General features: G+C 69.2%; 17 protein-coding genes and 1 pseudogene. 7 read left to right on the forward strand and 11 right to left on the reverse strand.

Features of this window, described 5'->3' with window-relative positions; genetic code table 11:
• Positions 1-55 precede the first annotated feature (55 nt).
• The 6 genes from IEZ17_RS31625 to IEZ17_RS31650 form a co-directional block, all read right to left on the reverse strand.
• Positions 56-1,906 carry a glycoside hydrolase family 35 protein gene (locus IEZ17_RS31625; RefSeq protein ID WP_189306160.1) on the reverse strand — a complete coding sequence of 617 codons (1,851 nt, stop codon included), beginning with the start codon at positions 1,904-1,906 and terminating at the stop codon, positions 56-58.
• 434 nt (positions 1,907-2,340) lie between these two features.
• On the reverse strand, positions 2,341-3,435 hold the full coding sequence (locus IEZ17_RS31630; protein WP_189306162.1) for a polyprenyl synthetase family protein: 1,095 nt from the start codon (positions 3,433-3,435) through the stop codon (positions 2,341-2,343).
• Positions 3,436-3,441: 6 nt separating this feature from the next.
• On the reverse strand, positions 3,442-4,332 hold the full coding sequence (locus tag IEZ17_RS31635; RefSeq protein ID WP_189306163.1) for a flavodoxin/ferredoxin-dependent (E)-4-hydroxy-3-methylbut-2-enyl-diphosphate synthase: 891 nt from the start codon (positions 4,330-4,332) through the stop codon (positions 3,442-3,444).
• On the reverse strand, positions 4,329-6,176 hold the full coding sequence (locus tag IEZ17_RS31640) for a 1-deoxy-D-xylulose-5-phosphate synthase (protein WP_189306165.1): 1,848 nt from the start codon (positions 6,174-6,176) through the stop codon (positions 4,329-4,331). Before IEZ17_RS31640 ends, IEZ17_RS31635 begins: the two co-directional genes overlap by 4 nt.
• A 366-nt stretch (positions 6,177-6,542) precedes the next feature.
• Positions 6,543-8,930 (reverse strand): ATP-binding cassette domain-containing protein, encoded by a 2,388-nt coding sequence (locus IEZ17_RS31645; RefSeq protein ID WP_189306167.1) that lies wholly within the window; start codon positions 8,928-8,930, stop codon positions 6,543-6,545.
• 719 nt (positions 8,931-9,649) lie between these two features.
• Positions 9,650-10,387 carry an SDR family oxidoreductase gene (locus IEZ17_RS31650; protein ID WP_189306170.1) on the reverse strand — a complete coding sequence of 246 codons (738 nt, stop codon included), beginning with the start codon at positions 10,385-10,387 and terminating at the stop codon, positions 9,650-9,652.
• Positions 10,388-10,522: 135 nt separating this feature from the next.
• Here IEZ17_RS31650 and IEZ17_RS31655 point away from each other — a divergent pair, with 135 nt between their 5' ends.
• Positions 10,523-11,131, forward strand: coding sequence for a TetR/AcrR family transcriptional regulator (locus tag IEZ17_RS31655; RefSeq protein ID WP_189306172.1), 609 nt, complete (start codon positions 10,523-10,525; stop codon positions 11,129-11,131).
• Between the two features lie 360 nt (positions 11,132-11,491).
• Here the strand turns inward: IEZ17_RS31655 and IEZ17_RS31660 are convergent, their stop codons facing one another.
• Positions 11,492-12,727, reverse strand: a complete 1,236-nt coding sequence (locus tag IEZ17_RS31660; protein ID WP_189306174.1) for a glycosyltransferase — start codon at positions 12,725-12,727, stop codon at positions 11,492-11,494.
• 559 nt (positions 12,728-13,286) lie between these two features.
• Here IEZ17_RS31660 and IEZ17_RS31665 point away from each other — a divergent pair.
• The 3 genes and pseudogenes from IEZ17_RS31665 to IEZ17_RS31675 all read left to right on the forward strand — a co-directional run bounded on the left by IEZ17_RS31665 (position 13,287) and on the right by IEZ17_RS31675 (position 15,126).
• Positions 13,287-13,457: a hypothetical protein gene (locus tag IEZ17_RS31665; protein WP_189306175.1), complete on the forward strand. Its 171-nt coding sequence runs from the start codon at positions 13,287-13,289 to the stop codon at positions 13,455-13,457.
• Positions 13,458-13,787: 330 nt separating this feature from the next.
• Positions 13,788-14,081, forward strand: a pseudogene (locus IEZ17_RS31670) (class I SAM-dependent methyltransferase); the annotation flags it as partial.
• Positions 14,082-14,355: 274 nt separating this feature from the next.
• A complete protein-coding gene (locus IEZ17_RS31675; protein WP_229852850.1) occupies positions 14,356-15,126 on the forward strand; it encodes a class I SAM-dependent methyltransferase in 771 nt (256 codons plus the stop codon).
• 97 nt (positions 15,127-15,223) lie between these two features.
• On the opposite strand, the gene IEZ17_RS31680 is transcribed toward IEZ17_RS31675, so the two are convergent.
• Positions 15,224-16,099, reverse strand: a complete 876-nt coding sequence (locus tag IEZ17_RS31680) for a LysR family transcriptional regulator (protein ID WP_189306180.1) — start codon at positions 16,097-16,099, stop codon at positions 15,224-15,226.
• Positions 16,100-16,158: 59 nt separating this feature from the next.
• On the opposite strand from IEZ17_RS31680, the gene IEZ17_RS31685 reads away from it, so the two are divergent.
• A complete protein-coding gene (locus IEZ17_RS31685) occupies positions 16,159-17,052 on the forward strand; it encodes a dihydrodipicolinate synthase family protein (RefSeq protein WP_229852851.1) in 894 nt (297 codons plus the stop codon).
• 205 nt (positions 17,053-17,257) lie between these two features.
• On the opposite strand, the gene IEZ17_RS31690 is transcribed toward IEZ17_RS31685, so the two are convergent.
• On the reverse strand, positions 17,258-17,668 hold the full coding sequence (locus IEZ17_RS31690; RefSeq protein ID WP_229852838.1) for a hypothetical protein: 411 nt from the start codon (positions 17,666-17,668) through the stop codon (positions 17,258-17,260).
• A gap of 628 nt (positions 17,669-18,296) precedes the next feature.
• Between IEZ17_RS31690 and IEZ17_RS31695 the strand changes: the two genes are divergently transcribed.
• Positions 18,297-19,040, forward strand: a complete 744-nt coding sequence (locus IEZ17_RS31695; RefSeq protein WP_189306182.1) for a class I SAM-dependent methyltransferase — start codon at positions 18,297-18,299, stop codon at positions 19,038-19,040.
• 242 nt (positions 19,041-19,282) lie between these two features.
• On the opposite strand, the gene IEZ17_RS31700 is transcribed toward IEZ17_RS31695, so the two are convergent.
• Positions 19,283-20,104, reverse strand: a complete 822-nt coding sequence (locus tag IEZ17_RS31700; RefSeq protein WP_189306184.1) for an SDR family oxidoreductase — start codon at positions 20,102-20,104, stop codon at positions 19,283-19,285.
• 98 nt (positions 20,105-20,202) lie between these two features.
• On the opposite strand from IEZ17_RS31700, the gene IEZ17_RS31705 reads away from it, so the two are divergent.
• Positions 20,203-20,622, forward strand: coding sequence for a MarR family winged helix-turn-helix transcriptional regulator (locus tag IEZ17_RS31705; protein ID WP_189306186.1), 420 nt, complete (start codon positions 20,203-20,205; stop codon positions 20,620-20,622).
• 703 nt (positions 20,623-21,325) lie between these two features.
• Here the strand turns inward: IEZ17_RS31705 and IEZ17_RS31710 are convergent.
• Positions 21,326-21,799, reverse strand: a complete 474-nt coding sequence (locus IEZ17_RS31710; RefSeq protein ID WP_189306188.1) for a carboxymuconolactone decarboxylase family protein — start codon at positions 21,797-21,799, stop codon at positions 21,326-21,328.
• Positions 21,800-21,870 lie beyond the last annotated feature (71 nt).

Raw genomic sequence — 21,870 nt, forward strand, 5'->3', positions numbered from 1 at the left:
AGGAAATCCTCGGCTCCCTCGCCCACTTCTGCCGACGGATCTCTGGCGCAGGACACTAGCCGAGGTCGGGTGCAGACCGTACTTCGATCCGGCTCCCGGTCCGTTCCATCTCCAGCACGACGAGTTCGTTCTGCCCCCTCCGCCATAGATGGCTCGGCGCGTACAGGGTGACCTGCGGACCGAGTGACCAGTAGCGGCCGAGTGCGAAGCCGTTGAGCCAGACCATGCCCTTGTCCCAGCCCGGAAAGGCGAGGAAGCCGTCCGCGGGGGTGTCGACATGAATCCGGGCTCGGTGGAATGCGGGGCCGGTCGGGGTGTCTGCGCTGCCGAATGCCAAAGTGGAGAGGTTTTCCAGGGGCAGTCGGCGGATCTCCCAGTTGCGGAGTTCTTCGTCGCCGAGGAGTACCTTGCCGCTGATTCCCTTCGGGTCGTTGAGGCCCTGGCCGAAGTTGACCCGCCCGGTGGGGTCCACCAGGAGGTCGAGGGTGGTGGTCGTGGCGGCGGCGGTGAATTCGACGGTGTGGTCGGGCTGGTTGCGGTCGAAGGTGCCGATCCGTTTGCCGTCGCCGAAGACCAGCGCTCGGTCGCCCAGCCCGGTGATCTTCAGGCTCTTGGCCCCCTGCGGCCCGCGCACCCGCGTGCGGTAGTGGATCAGCCCGTGCGGCTGCCCGAGGGCCTCCATATGGACGGGTGTGGTACGCCGCACCGGAGTGCTCAGTGTGTCGAGGGCGTGCATCAGCGGCACCGACTCGCGGACTGCGACCTTCTGGGGCGGCATCCGGCGTGGTGTGGGCGGCAGGGGCGCGCTCGGCAGCGTGGTGTACTTGGCGAGCACGTCGCGCACCTTGTGGAATTTCTCGGTGAGTTCGCCGGATTCGCTGATCGGGGAGTCGTAGTCGTAGCTGGTGACGGTGGGCTGATAGGTGCTGCCGCTGAGATTGGCACCGGCAGACCAGCCGAAGTTGGTGCCGCCCACTGCCATGTAGAAGTTGATCGACGCTCCTGCTTCGAGGAGCTTGCCCACGTCGGTGGCGGTCTGTGCCGGGTCGGTGGTGTGGTGCCGCTCTCCCCAGTGGTCGAACCAGCCGTCCCAGAACTCCGTGCAGAACAGCGGCTTGTCCGGCTGGAACTTACGCAACTCCGCGAGGGGTCCGGTGGGATCGCCGTCGAAGTTGACGGTGGCCAGGAGATCCGGAAGGGTGCCGGCCTTCAGGGCGTCCTGGGTGGCTCCGTTGGAGCAGAACAGCAGGCTGTCGATGCCCTGTGCCCGCATGGTGTCCCGCAGATGTCCCAGGTATGCGTGGTCGTCGCCGTAGCTGCCGTACTCGTTCTCGACCTGCATGGCGATGATGGGCCCGCCGCGCGTGGCCTGTAGATCGACGAACCGGGGTAGCAGTTCGGCGAACCAGGCATCAACGGCCCGTTCGTACGCGGGGTCGGAACGGCGCAGCGGAGCGTCCTTGTCCTTGAGGAGCCAGGCGGGCAGGCCGCCGAAGTCCCATTCGGCGCAGATGTACGGTCCCGGTCGCACGATCACCTTCAGCCCGAGCTCGTCCGCGGTCCGTATGAAGGCGGTGACGTCGCGCCATCCGGTGAAGTCTGCTTTTCTCTCGTACGGTTGGTGGAAGTTCCAGGCGACATAGGTCTCCACCGTGTTCAGGCCCATGGCCCGCATGCGCAGCAACCGGTCGCGCCAGTCCTTGGGATGCGTCCTGAAGTAGTGGAAGGCACCCGAGAGGATCCGGAACGGCTTGCCGTCCAGCAGGAATTCGTGACCGTGGACGGTCAGGCCCCTCGGGCTCTGGGCCTGGGCAAAGGTTGTGCGGCTGCCGCCCAGGGCGACGCCTACGGATGCGGCTCCCACCGCAGCCGCGCTCAGGAATCCACGTCGGCTGAACTGCGTCATGTCTGCTCTCCTCGGCTCGACCGGGCGTCGCCCATGACTCGGAAATGTTCAGTGGTGTGTGTTTCTGTTCGTTGAGAAGTGTTGTGTAGAACAGAAACGAGCACAAGGGTTCGTGACCGAACGCGGTGAAACAGGTGCGGACGAGTCGCGGGTGAACTCTCGGGCGAGGCAACGACGTTCATGTCTCCAAGGGCGTCGACGTGCTGTTCCGGTTCTCCGCGACCCCGTTGTCCGGGGGAGACGGGCTCGGAGGTGATGCGCCCTCGCCGTAGGCCATCGTGCCGCCTTCATCGGACGCGGGCAGACACCCGGAGACCGCACATGCCGGCCGGGTCATCCACACGAATAAGCCTGCGCAGCACGGGATGCGGCAGCCGCGGCCAGAGCGCGCGGCAGGGCGAAGTGCGGCATGCGACAGGCGGACGGCACCGTGTTCATGAGGTACGCCGCGTCGCGGTGTCGGCCAACTGCCGTAGCGTCTGCCGGGCCACGGGGCGGATGCTGTGTGCGGAGGCGAGCAGCCGCAGCACCTGCCTACGCCGCTCGGCGATCATCTCCTCGACCTGTGTGCGGGCCCCGGTGACGGTGAGGATGTCGCGGACCTGGGCCGCCTCCGCCACGGTGAGCTGCGGATTGCCGACCAGGCGGCGCAGGATGGCCGCATGGCGGGGTGCCGCATCGCGCAGGGCCAGGGCGACGAGCACGGTGTGCTTGCCCTCGCGCAGGTCCTCCAGATGGGACTTGCCCGTGACCTTCGGGTCGCCGAAAACGCCGAGGAGGTCATCGCGCAGTTGAAACGCCTCGCCCAGCGGCAGCGCGTAGGCGGACAACTCCCGTAGCAGCGCCTGCCGGGCGCCGCCGAGCACGGAGCCGATGTGCAAGGGCCGCTCGACGGTGTATCCGGCCGTCTTGTAGCGGATGATCGCCAGCGCCCGCTCCAGATCCGCGGTCAAGGCTCCGGTGGCGGTCACGTCCAGATACTGACCGTGGATCACCTCGCTGCGCATGGCATCCATGACCGGTACCACGGCGGTGAGTTGACGACTGGTCAGGCCTGCGGTGTGGAGGAGCTCATCACTCCAGGCCAGGGCGAGGTCGCCGATGAGGAGAGCGCAGGCGGTGCCCAGGCGCTCGGCGAGCGGGCCGGGCCGGCCGGCGCCGTACTGTCGGGCGAGAGCGCGGTGGACCGTGGGGTGGCCGCGGCGGGTGTGGCTCTGGTCGATGATGTCGTCGTGGATGAGGCAGAAGGCATGGAACATCTCCACGGCAGCCGCCACCCGCACCACAGGCTCGGGCGGCGGTGCACCGCTCGCCGCTTGCCAGCCCAGCGCGCACAGCACGGGCCGCAGCCGCTTCCCCCCAACTACGAGGAATTCGGCCAGCACATGGGCGCCTTCCTCGGGCAGGTTCCGGGCCGCTGCTTTGACGGCTTTGGCCTGAAGGAACTGATGGAGCACGGCGTCGACCCGGCAGCGCAGGTCCGGAAGGTCCAACGGCTCGGCCACGGACTGGACGGGTGCGGTGGTCAAGGCTGTTCACCTGCCCTGGCGGTGTCGAGGGGTGATCTCTGCCGCGGGCTCGGCCATCGCCGTGAGGGCATGGGCTTCGTCGAGGAGTGCGTCGACGATGTGGGATTCGGGGACGGTCTTGACGACCTGGCCGCGTCGGAAGATCTGCCCCTTGCCGTTGCCGCAGGAGACGCCGAGGTCGGCTTCCCTCGATTCGCCCGGACCGTTGACGACGCACCCCATCACCGCGATGCGCAGCGGGTGCGGGAAGCCGTCGAAGGCGGCTTCGACCTGGGCGGCGAGTCGGTGGATGTCGACCTGGAGACGTCCGCAACCGGGGCAGGAGACGATCTCGAGCCTGCGGGGGCGCAGATCGAGCGAGGCCAGGATGTGGCAGCCCGCCTTGACCTGCTCGATCGGATCGGTCGACAGGGAGACCCGGATGGTGTCGCCTATTCCCTCCGACAGCAGGACACCGAAGGCGACCGCGGACTTGATGGCTCCTTGAAACGCGGGCCCTGCCTCGGTGACGCCCAGGTGCAGGGGATAGTCGCAGCGACTCGCGACGCGGACCCCGGCACAGCCGGCGTCGAGCGCGGCGAAGACGTAGCGGGGCTGGAAGTGAATGTCGGCGATCACCGGGATCGGCGACTTGGCCACGATCCTCGGCAGGGCCTCGGCATCATCGGCGGAGGGCACGGCGACCCGGACGATGTCGCACCCGGCCGCCGTCACCGCGGCGATCTGCCGCAGTGTGGCGTCCACATCGGCGGTGTTGGTGGTGGTCATGGTCTGCACGCTGACCGGTGCGCCGCCGCCGACGGGCACCGTCCCGACGCGGAGTTGACGGGTGGGGCGGCGGCGCACCGGAGTCCGGGGCGCGGGCAGGGCGGGCAGGCCGAGAGCGACGGCGGTCATGGGATCCCTCCCAGGCGACGAGCTGTGGCAGGGGCCGGATACCGGTGGCCGAGGGAGGCCAGGACGGCACGGACCAGGCCCGCGGCGTCCAGCCCCGCCTCGGCCAGCAGCCCTGGGCGAGAGCCGTGTGGGATGAAGGCGTGGGGCAGGCCGAGGACCTGAACGGGAGTCGTCACGCCCTCGTCCTGGCACCGCCCGGCCAGGGCCGCGCCCGCGCCGCCGGTGCGAACGCCGTCTTCCACGCTCACCACCAGCCGATGGCGGGCCGCCAGTGACGCCAGACCCTCATTGACGGGGAACACCCAGCGCGGGTCGGCAACCGTCACCCCGACACCGTGCTCGGTGTCCAGCACACCGGCTGCCTCCAGGGCCGCCTGGGCCAGCGGCCCAACGGGCACCATCAGCACATCCAGCGGACGACCCTTGCTGCGGTACAGGATGTCCATGCCGTCCATACGCGCCAGGGCCCCCATACTCACCCCGGCGGCGGCCCTGGGCAGCCGCAGCACAGTCGGGCCCTCGCCCCAGGAGACCGCCTCCGACAACAGACGACGCAGCTGGGCCGCATCGCGGGGAGCGGCCAGGCGCAGCCCGGGGACCGTGGACAGCAGCGCCAGATCCCACATGCCGTGATGGCTGGGCCCGTCCGGGCCGGTGATACCGGCCCGGTCCAGGACGAAGGTGACCGGCAGCCGGTGCAAGGCGACATCCATCAGCAGCTGGTCGAAGGCCCGGTTCAGGAACGTCGAGTAGATCGCGACGAGAGGATGGAAACCGCCCATGGCCAGGCCCGCCGCCGAGGTGACGGCGTGCTGCTCGGCAATCCCCACGTCGAAGACCCGCCCGGGAAACCGCTCCTTCATCAACCCGAGCCCGGTGGGCAACAGCATCGCCGCGGTGATCGCGACCACCTCGGGATGGTCGGCAGCCACCTCCACCAACGCCCGGCCGAACTCGCTCGTCCACGACGGAGCGGACGGCGTGCAGACGGGCCGTCCGCTGGCCGGGTCCACCGCACCGACGGCATGCAGACAGTCCGCCGTATCCGCCTCGGCGGGCGCATGGCCTCTGCCCTTGACGGTCATCACATGCACCACCACCGGCCGCTTCACGGCACGCGCCCGGCGCAGCACGCCCTCCACCTCCGCGGTGTTGTGCCCGTCCACCGGCCCGAAGTAGACAAACCCCAGGTCGGTGAAGAAGTTTCGGCATGCCTCCGCCCCACCTCCGTACCTGAGCATGTGCAGGTGCCCGGCGAGTGCACCGGTGGTGGGGGCGTACGAGCGGCCGTTGTCGTTGACCACCACCGTCACAGGCCGATCCGGGGCGCCGCCCAAGTTGTTCAGCGCCTCCCACGCCATGCCACCGGTCAGCGCCCCGTCCCCGATGACCGCCACCACGGCACGCTCCTGCTCACCGGCCAGCTGCCGAGCCTTGGCCAGCCCGTCCGCATACGACAGGGCGGTGGACGCGTGCGAGTTCTCCACCAGGTCGTGCACGGACTCCGGACGCGAGGGATACCCAGAGAGGCCGCCCCGTCGCCGCAGCGCGTCGAAACGATCCCGACGCCCGGTCAGCAGCTTGTGCACATATGCCTGGTGACCGATGTCGAAGACCAGCGCGTCATCGGGGGAGTCGAAGACCCGGTGCAGCGCCAAGGTCAGCTCGACCACGCCCAGATTCGGACCCAGATGGCCACCGGCGGCGCACACCTTCGCCACCAGGAACTGCCTGATCTCCTCTGCCAACACGGCAAGGTCCCCGTCCGACAGCGACCGCAGCGCACCCGGGTTGGTCACCTGCTCAAGAACCGACGAGGAGCGTTCCACCGGGGCCGTTGCCATGCCGCTCTCCCTCCCTGACGGCGCGCGGATACCCACCGCACGAACCGGAAAAGGGCCGCAATACCAGCAAGGCAGACACACGGCAGGGAAGGGAAGAGAGAACCGCACCGAAGAGCGTGAAGGCGTTGAAAGGGGGTGCTTCTGTGAACGCGACGGGACCGACGATCCCGCGTGCGTCGCTCAGCTCACCTTCCCCCCCCGAGCGACGCCGGCATCCAGCCTCGGGCCGAACGCCTCCGGCCGGATGCCCGGCTCATCTGTGCTGCACTCGCCGAACCGCCTGAACTCGCCGAACCTCCCGGAGCGCTCGGTCAGCCACGGCAGTACGGCGAGATGTGGAACTCACGGCGTCCGTGAGCGCCCCGGTCAGGCGCCGACGTAGGCCGCGAGGTGTTCACCGGTGAGGGTGGCGCGGGCGGCGACGAGATCCGCGGGCGTGCCCTCAAAGACGATCTTGCCGCCGTCGTGACCGGCGCCGGGACCGAGATCGATGATCCAGTCGGCATGCGCCATCACCGCCTGGTGATGCTCGACGACGATGACCGACTTACCGGAATCGACGAGCCGGTCGAGCAGACCGAGCAACTGCTCGACATCCGCGAGATGCAGACCGGCGGTCGGCTCGTCGAGGACGTAGACACCGCCCTTCTCGGCCATGTGCGTGGCCAGTTTGAGCCGCTGCCGCTCGCCGCCGGACAGCGTGGTCAGCGGCTGGCCGAGGCTGAGGTAACCGAGCCCGACGTCGGCGAGCCGCTGAAGGATCTTGTGCGCGGTGGGCGTGCGTGCCTCGCGGTCGCCGAAGAACTCCTCGGCCTCGGCCACCGACATCGCCAGCACCTCGCTGATGTCGCGACCGCCGAGGTGGTGGTCCAGCACCGACGCCTCGTACCGCTTGCCCTCGCACTCCTCGCAGGTGGTGGCGACGCCCGCCATCATCGCCAGGTCGGTGTAGACGACGCCGGCGCCCTTGCAGGTGGGGCAGGCACCCTCGGAGTTGGCGCTGAACAGCGCCGGCTTCACGCCGTTGGCCTTCGCGAACGCCTTGCGGATCGGGTCGAGCAGTCCGGTGTACGTCGCCGGGTTGCTCCGCCGCGAACCGCGGATCGCGCCCTGATCGACCGACACCACTTCCGCGCCCGCAGGGATCGACCCGTGCACGAGCGAGCTCTTGCCGGAGCCGGCGACACCTGTGACCACGGCAAGCACCCCCAGCGGGATGTCCACATCGACATCGCGCAGATTGTGCGTCGACGCGCCGCGGATCGAAAGTCGTCCGGTGGGCTTGCGCACCGTCTCCTTGAGCGCGGCCCGGTCGTCGAAATGCCGGCCGGTGACGGTGCCGCCGGCCCGCAACCCCTCGACGGTGCCCTCGAAGCACACGGTGCCGCCCGCGGTACCCGCCCCGGGGCCCAGGTCGACGACGTGGTCCGCGATCGCGATCGTCTCCGGCTTGTGTTCCACGACGAGCACCGTGTTGCCCTTGTCCCGCAGCCGCAGCAGCAGGTCGTTCATCCGCTGGATGTCATGCGGGTGCAGGCCCGTGGTGGGCTCGTCGAAGACGTAGGTGGTATCGGTGAGCGAGGATCCGAGGTGCCGGATCATCTTGACGCGCTGCGCCTCACCGCCGGACAACGTGCCCGACGGCCGGTCGAGCGAGAGATAACCCAGACCGATCTCCACGAACGACTCAAGACTGTGCAGCAACGTCGCGAGCAGCGGCGCCACCGACGGCTCTTTCAGACCGCGGACCCATTCGGCCAGGTCGCTGATCTGCATCGCGCACGCATCGGCGATGCCGACCCGCTTGATCTTCGATGACCGGGCCCCCTCGCTGAGCCGCGTACCGTCGCACTCGGGGCAGGTGGTGAAGGTGACCGCCCGGTCCACGAACTCCCGGATGTGCGGCTGCATCGCCTCCCGGTCCTTGGAGAGCATCGACTTCTGGATCCGCGGGATCAACCCCTCGTACGTCATGTTGATGCCCGCGATCTTCATCCGGATCGGCTCGCGGTGGAGGAAGTCGTGCAGCTCCTTCTTCGTGTACCTGCGGATCGGCTTGTCCGCGTCGTAGAAGCCCGACTCGCTGTAGAGCCGGTAGTTCCAGCCGCCCGCCTTGTAGCCGGGAACGGTGATCGCGCCCTCGGCGAGCGACTTGGCGTCGTCGTAAAGCTGGGCGAGGTCGAGATCGGTGACCGCGCCCCGGCCCTCGCAGCGCGGACACATCCCGCCGGTGCGGGTGAAGGTCACCTTCTCCGCCTTCTTGGCACCCCGCTCGACGGTGATCGCACCGCTCGCCCGCACCGAGGGCACGTTGAAGGCATACGCACTGGGCGGGCCGATGTGCGGCTTCCCGAGCCGGCTGAAGAGGATGCGCAGCATCGCGTTGGCGTCGGTGGCGGTGCCGACCGTGGAGCGGGGGTCGGCACCCATCCGCTGCTGGTCGACGGTGATCGCGGTCGTCAGCCCCTCCAGGACGTCGACCTCGGGCCGCGCCAGCGTCGGCATGAAGCCCTGAACAAAGGCGCTGTACGTCTCGTTGATCAACCGCTGCGACTCCGCCGCGATCGTGTCGAACACCAGCGAACTCTTCCCCGAGCCGGACACGCCGGTGAACACCGTCAGCCGGCGCTTCGGGATCTCGATGCTGACGTCCTTGAGGTTGTTCTCACGCGCGCCGTGCACACGGATCAGGTCGTGGCTGTCGGCAACGTGCGGCGCAGGCGACTGGGCGTCCGTCCTCTTGGCCTTGCTCATCGGATCTCCCTCTGTCACGCGAGGCCGCCTTCGCGGTCCCCTTCGGCGTCGCCTGGCCCGGTCGACCAGCCACGAGCAGGACGTCTGCTTCTTCTTCATCGACGCGGTCGCGGCAACGGTAGCTGTCTGCGGGCGGCGGTGTCGGCCGGGGCGGTACGACGGCCGTCCGGCTGCCGCCGGCCCGGGGTGCGCTCGGTGTTCGCACCGGGCGTGCATGCGGCTTCGGGCTCGTGGAGCCCGGGGTGCTGTCGTGTGAAAGAGGTCACACCGGCGTTGCCGGGGACCGGGCTGATCGCTTCTGTCGGCGGTCGGGGGAGCGCATCGGATCACTCCGCGACGCGTCGAGCCGCCGATCGCGCCTGCCTGCCGGACGGCTCGGGCCGAGGAGGAGGTCCTTCCCCGTCAGGCAGGGGGAGAGATCCAGTCGACGGCGGCGACACCTCTTCCCCAGAGGGGAAGAGGGTTGTCCACCTGCGGGGGAGGGCGCGACGGGTGTGGGGTGGCGTGTGTCGCGGCAGCGGTCGTCCGTGGCCGCCTACAGCCCAAGTGTCGCCTGCTCGCGCCGAGTCGGAGCGACCGTCGTACGCCGTTCGCCACGCGACTGACCACGACGGTGCCGACCGAGACGGGCGTGATGGAGGGGAGCCCCCTGCCCGAGGAGCCGGCGTGTGTGACGGCGCCGGCGCCGGGCGCGCCGGTGCGAGATGGCGAACGGGCCGTTAATCCTGCGCGGTGGGACGGACGACGATATCGCCCACGTCGACGCCGTCCGGCTGCTCGATGGCGAAGGCGATGGCGCGAGCCACCGCGTCCGGTGAGATCGCGATCTCGTCCATCTTGTCGAGGATCTGGGTCTTTATCTCGGGGTTCGGCATGGCTTCCGCGAAGTCCGTGCGGACGAAGCCCGGTGAGACGACGGTGACGCGCAGGCTGTCGCCGGCTTCCTGGCGCAGGCCCTCGGAGAGGGTACGGACGGCATTCTTCGTGGCGGCGTAGACCGACTGGAGCGGAACGATCCGCAGTCCGGCGGTGGAAACGGTGTTGACGAAGTGTCCGGAGCCCTGCTGCCGGAATACGGGCAGAGCAGCCACGATGCCGTACAGCACGCCTTTGAGATTGACGTCGATCATCTGCTCCCAGTCCTCGACGCGGAGTTCGTCCAAGGGGGAGATCAGGCCGACCCCGGCATTGCTGATGAGGACGTCGATCGTGCCGAACCGGTCGCATGCCAGCTTGACGAGGGCGGCAAGGTCCTCGCGCCGCGTCACGTCCGTGCGGGCCCAGGCGGCTTCACCACCTGCCTTTTCGATGCGGGCGGCCAGGGCTTCCAGGCGGTCGGGGCGGCGTGCTCCGAGGACGACTTTCGCGCCGTGCTCGGCGAGCAGGAGTGCGGTCGCCTCCCCGATGCCGCTGCTGGCGCCGGTGATCGCCACGACCTTGCCTTCGATTCCCAACATGATCGACAGCCCTTTCGGGAGAGGAGTGAGGGCAGGCCGAGCCATGCCCTAGAGTGAAAGTGGAGGCGCCGCCACTTCGTCCAGATTAAATGGCGGCGTCTCCACTTAGCAACGATGGCGAGGGGAGAGCCGCTGATGGCCCCAGACGCAGGACGCCCACGGAGGGCTGATGCGCAGCGCAACCGGGACAAGATCCTGGCCGCGGCGGTGCGCGTCTTCACCGAGGAAGGACTGGACGCGCACTTCGAGCGCATCGCCAAGGAAGCGGGCGTGGGAAGCGGCACCCTGTACCGGAACTTCCCGACCCGAGAGGCCCTGATCGAGGCGGCCTACCGCAACGAGGTGGCTCGCCTGTGCGACGCCGTCCCTGGCCTCCTGGAGACCATGCCCCCAGGTGAGGCCCTGCGTGCGTGGACGCGTCGCTTCATCGACTACGCCACCGCCAAACTCGGCATGGCCGACGCCCTGCGAGCCGTCGTCGCCTCGGGAGCCGATCCCTACGCCGACAGCCGCGAGATGATTCAGGCCGCCCTGTCCTCCCTCATGGACGCCGGGGTCGCTGCCGGCGTGCTGCGGTCCGACATCCTGCCGACCGACATGTTCGCCGCCCTCGCCGGGATCGCCCTCACCTCGGCGAAGCCCGAGCAGCGAGAGCAGGCCGAACGCCTCCTCGACCTCACCCTGGACGGGCTGAGAGCCGAGGCGGCGCCACAGACACCGAAGGCCGGCGGCGCGACCTCGTAGGGAGGCCCCAACTCGGCGTCACCTCAAGGCGAACCGATCCCGGCGCGTGCCGACGACGACGGCCTGGACAGTGCCTGTGGTGGGGTCTGTTCGCTCGGCGAACAGACCCCACATCCGTCTCCCCCCACCCCATCCACCGCCCCTCACGTCGCCGAGACCCAGGCGTCCCGGGTCACCGCGACCGACGGATACCCGCATGCTCGCCCTCGCCCGTGACCTGCGGCGGTGGCCCGCGCCGCGGCGCCGGTCCGGTGGCGAGCGAAGTGGTATCCGCCGCGGGCGGCTGAGCACTCCCCACACAGTGATCCCGGAAGCCGGTGCCGTCGCCCGGCGGTCCCTGGCTCGACGGTTCCGTATGGTTCACGCGGACGCGGGCGGCGTTTCCTGGCTGACTGCGTCGAGGAGCAGTTTCGCGGCCACCGTCGCCCCGTCGGAGCGGATTGTGCCGGCCACGGCCCTCGCGCGTGCGCGGGTCTCAGGCACCAGGGCCGTGGTGAGCGCGGCGGACAGGGAGTCGAAGGTCGGCGTCCGGCCGTCGTGTGCCGCGCCGATGCCCAGCTTGGCCACTCGGTCGGCCCAGTACGGCTGGTCCGCGATCTGGGGGACCACCACCTGGGGCGCCCCGGCCCGGGCCGCCGTCGTCGTGGTGCCCGCGCCGCCGTGGTGCACGACGGCGGCCACCCGGCGGAACAGGGCCTGCTGGTTGACCTCGCCGACGGCGAAGCAGTCGTCGGCGTCGTCGATCGGGGCCAGGTCGGCCCAGCCGCGGGCGAGGAGGACGCGGCGGCCGTGCGCGCGGCTCGCTTCAATGGCCACCCGGGCGATGTCCGCCGGGGCGTGCGCGGCCATGCTGCCGAAGCCCACGTACACCGGCGGTTCGCCGGCGTCCAGGAAGGCCTCCAACCCTTCTGGGAGCGGACGGTCGTCGGGCAGGATCCACGCCCCGGTCTGCACGAGGTCGAGGTCCGTCATGCCCTGCGACGGACACAGCGCCGCGTCTGCCGCCAGCCATGGCTGGTCGGTGAGGACGTAGTCGCGGACGTTGTCCACCGGGGGCAGGCCGATCGCCGCCCGGTGGCTGTTGAGCGCCTCGCCGTACAACGCGTTCACCCTCTGGGCGTCCTGCTCCCACAGCACCCGGTTGTCGGTCTCGTCCTGCGGGGAGGGCTTGCCCGGCCGCACGCCGGGACGGAAGTGCCGCGACGGCAGTCCGGCGATATGGAAGCACGCGCACACGTAGCGGATGCCCAGTTTCTCGGCCACGTCCCGTGCGCCGGCGGGCATCAGGCCGGTTGCCAGCAGCGCGTCACATCCCTGCGCCGCTGCGGTGAGCGTGTCGAACCGCGCGGCGACCAGTTCGGGAGCGAGCCGGAACGCGTCCGCCGCCGACGGCGGCTTCTCGCCGGCCACCACCGAGCGCACCGACGGGCCGAGCGGCACCAGTGGCACACCGACACGAGCCAGCAGTGCCGCGAACTCCTCGTCCGGCGGCGCGCACACCCGCACCTCCGCACCGAGTTCCCGCAACCCCACCGCCAGTCCCGCCAGCGGTTCGACGTCCCCGCGCGATCCCCACGCCGACAACACCACACGCATATCGCACATCCCCCATTCCCATTGGTTCTGGTCTCGGCCGACAATCTTGAGGCACCTCCCGGGCCTTGCCGCAAGCCCCCCGGTGCGTTATAAGTTGAAAGTGGCAAGGAGTGGAATCTCCTTGCCTTTGTCTTTTCAACCTCCACCGTGGACGGACAGTCTTCTCGCGACGCGGCGCCCGCCGCGTACGGCGGTACGACGGGCAGTGCGGATCTCAACTGAGCCGCCCGCCTCTCGCCGCCTCGGAACTCCTGACGCAGTGACGCGAGCCGCCTCCAGCAGATCGGCGTGCATCCGAGGCCGAGGAGAGCTTCGTGCACGTCATCGCGCATCTCCCGGCGGATCCGCAGCCGGCGGAAGGCAGCGCGCTCCTTCTTGGCCGACCCGGCCTCGGCCCGTGCCCGGGACGTCGGGCACAAGGGGTTCGCTCAGGGGCCGCGTCCGACGCCGGAACGCGATTCACCCCTTTGCCCCGGAGCGAGAGCTGGTGCCCGGCTACTCCAGGATCATCGATTTGGGCACCCGCCCCGCACAACCTACCTATGAAGGAGCAATCGCAATGGGGATGAAGGACGAGCTTCAAGCCAAGGCGCAGCAGGCGAGGCAAAAGGCCCAGCAGGCCAGGGAGCAGGCGCAGCAGCGGGGACAGCAGGAAAAGGACAAGTCGCGCCAGCAGCAGGGCAGGCAGCAGTCCCTCGACGACGTTCGGGACGAGTTCGACGACCAGTGAGCTGACGTCAGCCGGGCATCGCGGCGAGCGCCTACACGCGCTGCCGAGACACGACGGCTGAACGCGATGTGAGCGCGGCATCCGGCGAAACCCGCCACGTGCCGCGCTCAGTCACGATCACGGCTGTCAGGAAGTGTGAGGGACGCACCTTGGGCCGTTGACCGTGGCCGCCAAGGGCTTGGGGAAGCGAAGCCCTTGTGGCGACCCCTCGGGCAGGCCGTAGCGTGCTGCCATGCGCGAGATGCCTGACGCAGCGCGCCGTGTCCACCTGAGCCGGATCTTCGACGAGGACGCCGAGCTGTACGACCGGGCCAGGCCCGGATATCCGCGGTCGTCTCGGCGACGGCGTTCCACTGGATCGAGCCGGCGGTGCGGATGGTCAAAGCCGCCGACGCGTTGCGGCCCGGTGGCGCTCTCGCAGTGGTCGCCACGCGTCATGTGGCGGGCGGCAGCGAGGAGTTCTTCGTCGAGGTCCAGGACTGCTACGAGCGTTTTGACCCGGCCACTTCTCCGGGGCTGCTGAGGTGCATCGCCGGGCTGATCGACAGGCGGTACGGAGTCCGGGTCACCAAGCGGTATCTCACGGAACTGCGGGTGTCGCGAACGGTCCCGCGTGTTGGTTGACTGCGGCTGAGTCCTGCCCACTTCGTATCTGACGGATCGCCGGGCCCCACATAGAGCCAGCGGGCACCAGTTGGCCATCAGACGACCCGCCGAACAGCCCCTGGAGGGAGGACCGAGCCGGAGGAGGGCCCTCTCCATATCCACTGTGGTTTTCGCTCTTCGCCCAGCAATACGGCGTGGGGCGGTAGCTCCGAACGTGGCCGAGCCGAGCGGCCGGGACGAGCCGTTCGTCTAGGCTCCGCCTGGATCGGTCGACAGAGGAGGCGACGTGGACATGGACTTCTCGGCAGGGGAGGAGCAGTGGCGGGCTCGTTTGGGGACCTTGCGGCAGGTCGTGCGCCAGGAAGTGGTGTCGCGACAGCTGGTGGCCCACCTGCCGGACCTGCCGTCCCGACGGGTGCTCGATGTCGGTTGCGGTCAGGGCACACAGGCTCTGCGCCTGGCCCGTCGAGGGCACTTGGTCACGGGACTGGACGCCTCGGCCCGGCTTCTTGACGACTTTCGCGCCTCGTTGGACGAAGAGCCGGTGGAGGTCGGCGACCGGGTGCGGCTGATCCAGGGCGACGTCGAGCAGTTGGCCGGCATGTTCGCGCCGTCGAGTTTTGATGTGGTGCTGTGCCAGGGCGTGTTGATGTATTTCCCGGATCCCGGTCCACTGCTGGACGCTGTCGGGCAAGTCCTGGCGCCAGGCGGGATCGTCTCCCTGCTCGTACGCAACGGCGATGCCCTTGCGATGCGCCCCGGGCTGCTGGGCGATTGGGGCAGTGTCGAGAGGGCATTCGAGGGGGAGTCCTACCTCAACCGGATCGGTGTGCATGCCCGTGCCGATCGCCTGGAGGATCTTACGGCGGCGTTGGCCGAGCGTGAGATGTGCGTGCGCCAGTGGTACGGGGTTCGGGTGTTCACCGACACTGTCGCGTCGGATGCGGCACTGCCGGACGCGGAGACGCTCGACGCCATTCTCCGCTCCGAGGAACGTGCCGGTCGTACCGACCCCTATCGGAGGGTGGCGGCCCTGCTGCACTTGATCGCTGAACGCCGGTAGCCGGCAGTGGGCGGGATCAGCACCGCGACCGGCAGGCTGTCCGGCTTTACGGCCCTCGGGCGGTCCATGACCTGTGCGCCGAAAGGCCGCGTGCCGATCACCGTAGCTCTGGCGGGACTGCCATGCGCAGGGCGGCGGTGACGGTGGCAACGGCCGGGTGGTCGTCAGCGCCGGCGCGATGGACGGTGCGAGTGCGGCGGGAGATGGGGAGCCGTGTGAGGGTGAGGCTCGGGGGTGAGGCGGCGATGCCGAGGTGGGGGACCAGAGCGACACCCTGGCCGAGGGCGACCAAGGCGAGGACGGTTGCGAAGTCGTCGACCTCATGGCGCACGTGGGGCGTGAAGCCCGTTGCCTGGCAGGCCCGTACCGTCATAGCGCGGCAGAGCGTGCCCGGCGGGGCCATGATCCACGGGCTGGTGCGGTGGTCGGCCAACGAGCTCGGGGTCCGTGCCGCGAGGTACATCGGTTCGGTGAACAACTCCTGGCCGGTCAGGCCGGGTTGGGGTTCAGACGGGACGAAGTCGTACTCGTGCACCAGGGCCAGGTCGAGTTCCCCGGCCCGTAGCGCAGCGGGGACCCCGGCCGGATCGACATCGGTCACCCTGGCCTCCAGCGCCGGGTGTTCGCGAGCGAGAGCAGCCAAGGCTGCCGGGGCGATCGCGCGGGTCGCAGACGGGTAGCTGCCGATCCGTACCGGTCCGGCCAACCCGGTGCGCACTGCGGCGAGTTCGGCGTCAGCCCGTTCCAGACGCTCCAGCACTGCCTCGGCGTGCCGGACGAGGTTCTGCGCGGCCGGGGTGAGTACAACCCTGCGGCCTGCACGCTCCAGCAACGGCACACCGGCCTCGCGCTCCAGCACGGACAGTTGCTGGGAGACCGCGGAGGGACTGAACGACAGCGCCTCGGCAACAGCGGCGATGGTGCCCCGGTGCGCGAGTTCCCGTAGCAGACGCAGACGTCGGACATCGAGCATCAGCTGAGCTTACGGGAACCATCGGAAATGTGAACTGGACCTGTGCAGTGGCGATCGCCATGCTCAAAGCCATGGAACTGCACGGCATTTACGTACCGCTGGTGACACCGTTTGCCGAGGACGGGACGGTGGCGCTGGAGGCGTTGGAATCACTGGCCCGCTCGGTACTGGCCGAAGGCGCATCCGGGCTGGTCGCACTGGGGACGACGGGGGAGCCGGCCGCACTCTCACCGGAAGAGAAGCGGGAGGTGGTGGAGGTCTGCGCACGGGTGTGCCGGGAACGCGGGGCGACACTGATCGTAGGCGCCGGAGGCAGCGACACGGGACAGAGCGCGGTGGCGCTACAGGAGTTGGCGGGGGTGGCGGATGCCGCGCTGGTCCCCGTCCCCCCGTTCGTCCGACCGTCGGAGGAGGGGGTACTGGCTCACTTCGCGCACCTGGCCGAGCGGAGCCCCGTACCGCTGATGACCTATCACATCCCGTACCGGACCGGTCAGGCACTCGGGGTGAACGCCCTGCGCCGACTGGGTCGGTTGCCTGGGGTCGTCGGCGTCAAGCTCGCGATGGGGGCGGTGGATCAGGACACCGTTGAGCTGTTGGGCGATCTGCCACCCGGCTTCGCCGTCCTGGCCGGGGAAGATGCCTTCCTTGCCCCGCTGCTCGCCCTGGGCGCGGCAGGCGGGATCCTCGCGTCTGCGCACCTGGCCACCGGGCACTACGTCGAACTGGTCGATGCCTGGCAGAAGGGGAACGTGGCGCATGCCCGTCCACTCGGTCACCGGCTGGCGTCACTGGCGCGCGCGGTCTTCTCCGAGCCCAACCCGACGGTGGTCAAGGCGGTACTGGCAGCTGAGGGGCGGATTCCCACAGCGGCGGTACGCCTGCCGTTGCTGCCCGCAAGCGAGACCGCGGTGGCACAGGCGCTGTCCTGCCTCGGTGCGGTGGCACGATGAGGCTGCCCGCCCAGCGGATCCGAGACCGGGTCAGGGCGCGGCTGGGGTTGCGCGGGATCAGTGGCTGAGACAGAGCTCGCAGCCGCAATCGGGGGCTTCTTGGCGGATGTTTGCCGGACTGGGTGCGTATCCGCGATGTGAATTGGTCGCCAAGGCCATCCGAGTGCTGGACTTCTACCAGCGACCGGGACCGCCAAGAGCCGTTTCACACGATGCTGTGGCTGTGACTGAGACGGGACCGGACGAAGGGACCTGTTGCGAGCACGAGCAGCGTGAAGGCAGTGAGCCGTTGCAGGCCCGGCTGTGCGAAGAAGCCGCTGTGTTGGATGCCGTAGACCGCGTACCAGTTGGCCATCAGATCAGTCGCCGTGATCACGCACGTGAGGTCCATCCCCGCTCTCCTCCCGCTGACCAGGAGCAGGGCCGCCAGCGAGTCGAATGCCGCCAGTGAGGACCAGTACAGGTTCAGCCACTCCGGAGCCCATGCGTACGGATGCAGGCCGCTGCGGACAAGGTCGGCGACGTGCGAAGCGGCGCCCACGAAGACCAGCACGACCACGTACACGGCCACCAGAGCCACCACCCACTGTGGGGCTCGACGGGTCCATCGGATCACAGGATCGATTCTCTCAGCGATGTCTCTCAGCGTCTCTCAGCGATGGAGGCCGGGCCGGGTGTGGTTCAGCGTGTGAGGCGGCGGTGGTTGGGCAGATCGCCAACGACTGCACTTCCAACGGCAGTGCCTGTCTGCTGGTTTGGGCGGGGCGGTGCGGATCGTGAGGTCCGTGATTGTCCACGAGAAACAGTAGAGCGGGTGAGCACGCGGTGTGCCGTGCCCGCGGTGTGCGGTTGCTTGGCGTGTGAGCGGGTGAGTCTCCCGTTCCGACCCTGGTCAGCATCTGGCCGAGCGGTGGATGGCTTGTGCCCGTGTCGGCATTCCGCGCGCTGTGCCCGCCCGGTAAGCATCGGTGATCTTCCGGGAGTTGAGAGCGGTTGCAGGAGGGCGCGCGAGGGGTGGAGGGGGGAGAAGGATGTGGAATTACGAAAGATGCAGGTGATGAATGACTTGTGAGGTGGTGTTGGGTGATCGGAGGGTCACCCGGCCAACTTCTTTGTGCCATCTGCCAGTACGGCGGCCAGGCAGGGCGGAGGAGACTTTCTGCCACGAGCGCGACCCGGCGAGCCCTTGAATCCGGAGGGCCGGCGCGGTCGCGTACAAGACGAAGCACAGGAGGGGGCGGCACGTGAGCGTGCAGCAGTACGACGAGATCGGCGAGGCATTCGAGGGGTTCAAGTCCTTGCCGCTGATACGTTACGGAGAGGTGCCGAGCTTCCTGGGCATGGTCGGGGACGTGAGTGGCAAGTCGGTTCTCGACCTGGCGTGCGGCACCGGTTTCTACAGCAGGGAGTTCAAGCGGCGCGGCGCCACGGATGTTCTCGGTGTCGACATCTCCGTCGAGATGATCGCCGCCGCGCGGGAGATCGATCAGCGTGACCCGCTGGGTGTGCGCTATGAGCTCGGTGACGTGGTCGAGCTGCGGCCTCTCGACCAGCGCTTCGACATCGCGGTCGGAGTGCAGTGCCTCAACTACGCCGAGGGCATCGCGGCGATGGAGCGGATGTGTCGCAACATCCACCGGAGCCTGGCGCCGGGTGGAGAGTTCTTCGTGCTCGCCCAGAAGCCCGACTACCGGTTCGACTGTCCGTCCCTGGACAAGTACGGGTTCCGCTGCGAGCCGACCGGCGAGGAAACCGAGACGGGTCCGCGGGCGCGGGTCACGGCCCTCCTTGACCCGCAGCCGATCAGCATTGTCACCACGGCCCCGCGCCGCGAGGTCTACGAGGAGTGTCTGCGGGCGACCGGGTTCAGTGAGCTGGAGTGGGTTCCGCTTCAGGTGTCCGAGGCCGGCCTCAGTGAATTCGGCGAGGATTTCTGGGCGGACCTCCTCGCGAACCCGCCGCTGGAGATGCTGCGCTGCCGTGCCTGACCGGCCGACTGGCCGGACGTCGAGGACGGTTCCGCCCCGCGCAAGACCTCGGGACGCCGCGAAACTCGCTGGAGCGGGTGGCGTGACCAGGGTGATGTCGTCGGCGGTGTCCGGCCGCCGCGCGGCTGCGGGAAGCGTTCGCCCGAGCCGCTGTCGCCGACGGACGGCGCCGTGGCGCCGCGGCGGCGGGTGAGCCGCTGCCGGTGCTGATGACCCGTTCCGGGGGGGCGGCCGGACCGTTCCTAGGCGACCCAGGCGTTCGTCAGCGCCTGCACGGCCGAGCCGTCGAGATCCTTGAGCTTCGTGCCGGCGAAGGCGCGCGCGGTGTCGGAGGTGAGCAGCCGGAAGGCAGGCTGCTCGGCTGCGAGCAGATCGACCATCCGGGCTGCCACGTCCTGCGGCGTCTGCGCGCCGGCGAAGGCACCGCGAGTGCGGTCCAGATAGGCGGACAGAGCCGGCGCGTACGGCCCGGCCTGCTCCAGTGCGTTGTCCGGGAGGCCTACGTTGCTGACGAACTCGCTGGCCACTGCACCCGGCTCGACCACGCTGACGTGCACGCCGGCCGTGGCCGCGACCGGCGCAAGGGACTCCATGAAGCCCTCGACCGCGAACTTCGCGGCGCAGTACGCCTCATTGAAGGGCTGGCCGATCACTCCGCCGACGCTGGTCACGGTCAGCACGCGGCCGTTGCTCGCCCGCAGCAGGGGCAGTGCGGCCTTGGTGACGTGCAGCACGCCGAAGAAGTTGACCTCCATGACAGCGCGCACGTCCTCGACGCTCTCCTGTTCGAGGGTGCCGACGTGGCCCGCGCCGGCGTTGTTGACCAGTGCGTCCAGCCGGTCGAGGCCGGCCAGGCATGCCTCGACCGAGGCCGGGTCGGTCACGTCCAGGGCCCGGACGTCGACGGTGACTCCGGCTTCCTGCGCCGCCGCCAGCAGCGCGCCCGACTTGGCGGTGTCTCGCATGGTGGCGATCACGTGCCAGCCGCTTCGCGCGGCGGCGACTGCGGTGGCAAGGCCGATGCCGGAGGAGGTGCCGGTGATCAGGAGGGTCTTGATGCTCATCCTCGGTTACCTAACTTGATTATGGAACGTAACTAATGTTCTCCATAACTATGTGCCCAGACATTTGAACTGTCAAGCAGCCCCCTTAGGCTGGACTCATGTCCAACCCACCGGATGAACTCACCAGGGAGATCGTCGGCCTCTTCGCGGCCATCAACCGCCGCTACACCCAGGAGTCCGAAGCCGCCTCGGCGACCTATGACCTGACCCCGCTCCAAGCCAAGGCGCTGCTCGCCGCCGAAGGCCCGGTCCCGATGCGCCGCATCGCCGACCGGCTGCACGCGGAGCCGTCCAACGTGACCGTGATCATCGACCGGCTGGAGTCCCGCGGCCTGGTCGAGCGCAGCCCCGACCCGGGCGACCGCCGCGTGAAGCGCGTCGCAGCCACCGCAGCCGGCCGCACCATCGCCGCCGATCTCCGCGCACGCACGCCCTTCGCCGCCGCACCCCTGGCCCCGCTCACCACGCAGCAGCGCGAGATCTTGCGCGATCTGCTGCAACTGATCCTGGAGGCATGACGGCGCCCGGCGCGGTGCCCCGCTACGCGACGGCCGACGCGTCAACGGTTTGGACACAGGAGCTGACAGGCCACTCGGCGATGCGGGGGAGGCCGTCTCGGCCGTGAGCGCGACGGTGGGTTGTCGTCATCGCGTGCCCTCGTGGTCGGCGTACCGGGCAGTCTGAGGGGCGGGGCCACATGGTCCGCACGACGAGGCGAGGACGCCGCCCGCCCCGGCCACGCGGCACAGGTCGCGGACAGGCGGCGCGGCGGCACCAGCACCAGGCGCGACAGCCGTATGGCAACGGACAGGAGGGGCTGGGGCCGGCTCTCCGTGCGGTTCGCTCCGGCTCGGAAGGACGCTGTTACCTCGGGGCGGCCGGGCCGGCACCGCTGGACCGTCAAGCGCACCATGCCCTGGCTCGCCGGCCGCCGCCTCCACCGACGCCAAGAATGCACAGCCGAACACTTCCTCGCCGTCACCAGCATCGCCTGCCCCCCCGTCTACTACCGCACGCTCGCCGACCCAAGCACTCACCAATGGCCCTGGCTTGGGGGGAGGAGGGGGTCGTCCCATCGAGCGCTGGGCGCGTGCCAACGGAGCTTGACTGTGGGGACGCCGGACCGCTGGGCGGCCCAGAACAATGCCCCGGGCTCCGCGAAGCGGTGCCCAGGGCATGCGCTGCTGGTGCCGGACGGCACCGGCGGCGACGGCCGTCCCGTCAGTGGACCTGGCCGACCTGGTAGTCGCCGGCGGGCTGCTGGGTCATGACGTTTCCGCGGTTGAAGGCGTTGATGATGGCGATTTGGGCCACCAAGGCGGCGAGCTGGTCCTCGTCGTAGTGCTTGGCGGCATTCGCCCACACCTCGTCCGAGACGCCACCGGCCGCGTCGGCGATGCGGGTGCCCTCCTCCGCCAGCTCCAGCGCGGCGCGCTCGGCGTCGGTGAAGACCGTGGCCTCGCGCCAGGCCGCGACCAGATTGAGGCGCACCGCGGTCTCCCCGGCTGCGGCGGCTTCCTTGGTGTGCATGTCGATGCATCCGGCACAGCCGTTGATCTGGCTGGCGCGGAGCATCACCAGTTCGCGTGTCGCGGCCGGCAGCGTCGAGTCCGAGAGCGCCTTGTGCGCCGCGATGATGTGCTTCATGGCCTTGGCTGCGACCGGGTTGGCCATGATGTTCAGTCGAGCTTCCATGGTGCGCTCCTGTGCCGTTGTTGGTGGTTACACCGTCTTGGACGGAACGGCTCCGCAAGTTGTGACACGCA

This window comes from Streptomyces albospinus, from assembly GCF_014648695.1.
Taxonomy (GTDB): domain Bacteria; phylum Actinomycetota; class Actinomycetes; order Streptomycetales; family Streptomycetaceae; genus Streptomyces; species Streptomyces albospinus.

Bases quoted from the DNA above. Each gene is read 5' to 3' on its own strand.
- IEZ17_RS31625 (WP_189306160.1), bottom strand. From the start codon at position 1,906: ATGACGCAGTTCAGCCGACGTGGATTCCTGAGCGCGGCTGCGGTGGGA.
- IEZ17_RS31635 (WP_189306163.1), bottom strand. From the start codon at position 4,332: ATGACCGCCGTCGCTCTCGGCCTGCCCGCCCTGCCCGCGCCCCGGACT.
- IEZ17_RS31640 (WP_189306165.1), bottom strand. From the start codon at position 6,176: ATGGCAACGGCCCCGGTGGAACGCTCCTCGTCGGTTCTTGAGCAGGTG.
- IEZ17_RS31645 (WP_189306167.1), bottom strand. From the start codon at position 8,930: ATGAGCAAGGCCAAGAGGACGGACGCCCAGTCGCCTGCGCCGCACGTT.
- IEZ17_RS31650 (WP_189306170.1), bottom strand. From the start codon at position 10,387: ATGTTGGGAATCGAAGGCAAGGTCGTGGCGATCACCGGCGCCAGCAGC.
- IEZ17_RS31655 (WP_189306172.1), top strand. From the start codon at position 10,523: ATGGCCCCAGACGCAGGACGCCCACGGAGGGCTGATGCGCAGCGCAAC.
- IEZ17_RS31660 (WP_189306174.1), bottom strand. From the start codon at position 12,727: ATGCGTGTGGTGTTGTCGGCGTGGGGATCGCGCGGGGACGTCGAACCG.
- IEZ17_RS31665 (WP_189306175.1), top strand. From the start codon at position 13,287: ATGGGGATGAAGGACGAGCTTCAAGCCAAGGCGCAGCAGGCGAGGCAA.
- IEZ17_RS31675 (WP_229852850.1), top strand. From the start codon at position 14,356: ATGGACTTCTCGGCAGGGGAGGAGCAGTGGCGGGCTCGTTTGGGGACC.
- IEZ17_RS31680 (WP_189306180.1), bottom strand. From the start codon at position 16,099: ATGCTCGATGTCCGACGTCTGCGTCTGCTACGGGAACTCGCGCACCGG.
- IEZ17_RS31685 (WP_229852851.1), top strand. From the start codon at position 16,159: ATGCTCAAAGCCATGGAACTGCACGGCATTTACGTACCGCTGGTGACA.
- IEZ17_RS31700 (WP_189306184.1), bottom strand. From the start codon at position 20,104: ATGAGCATCAAGACCCTCCTGATCACCGGCACCTCCTCCGGCATCGGC.
- IEZ17_RS31705 (WP_189306186.1), top strand. From the start codon at position 20,203: ATGTCCAACCCACCGGATGAACTCACCAGGGAGATCGTCGGCCTCTTC.
- IEZ17_RS31710 (WP_189306188.1), bottom strand. From the start codon at position 21,799: ATGGAAGCTCGACTGAACATCATGGCCAACCCGGTCGCAGCCAAGGCC.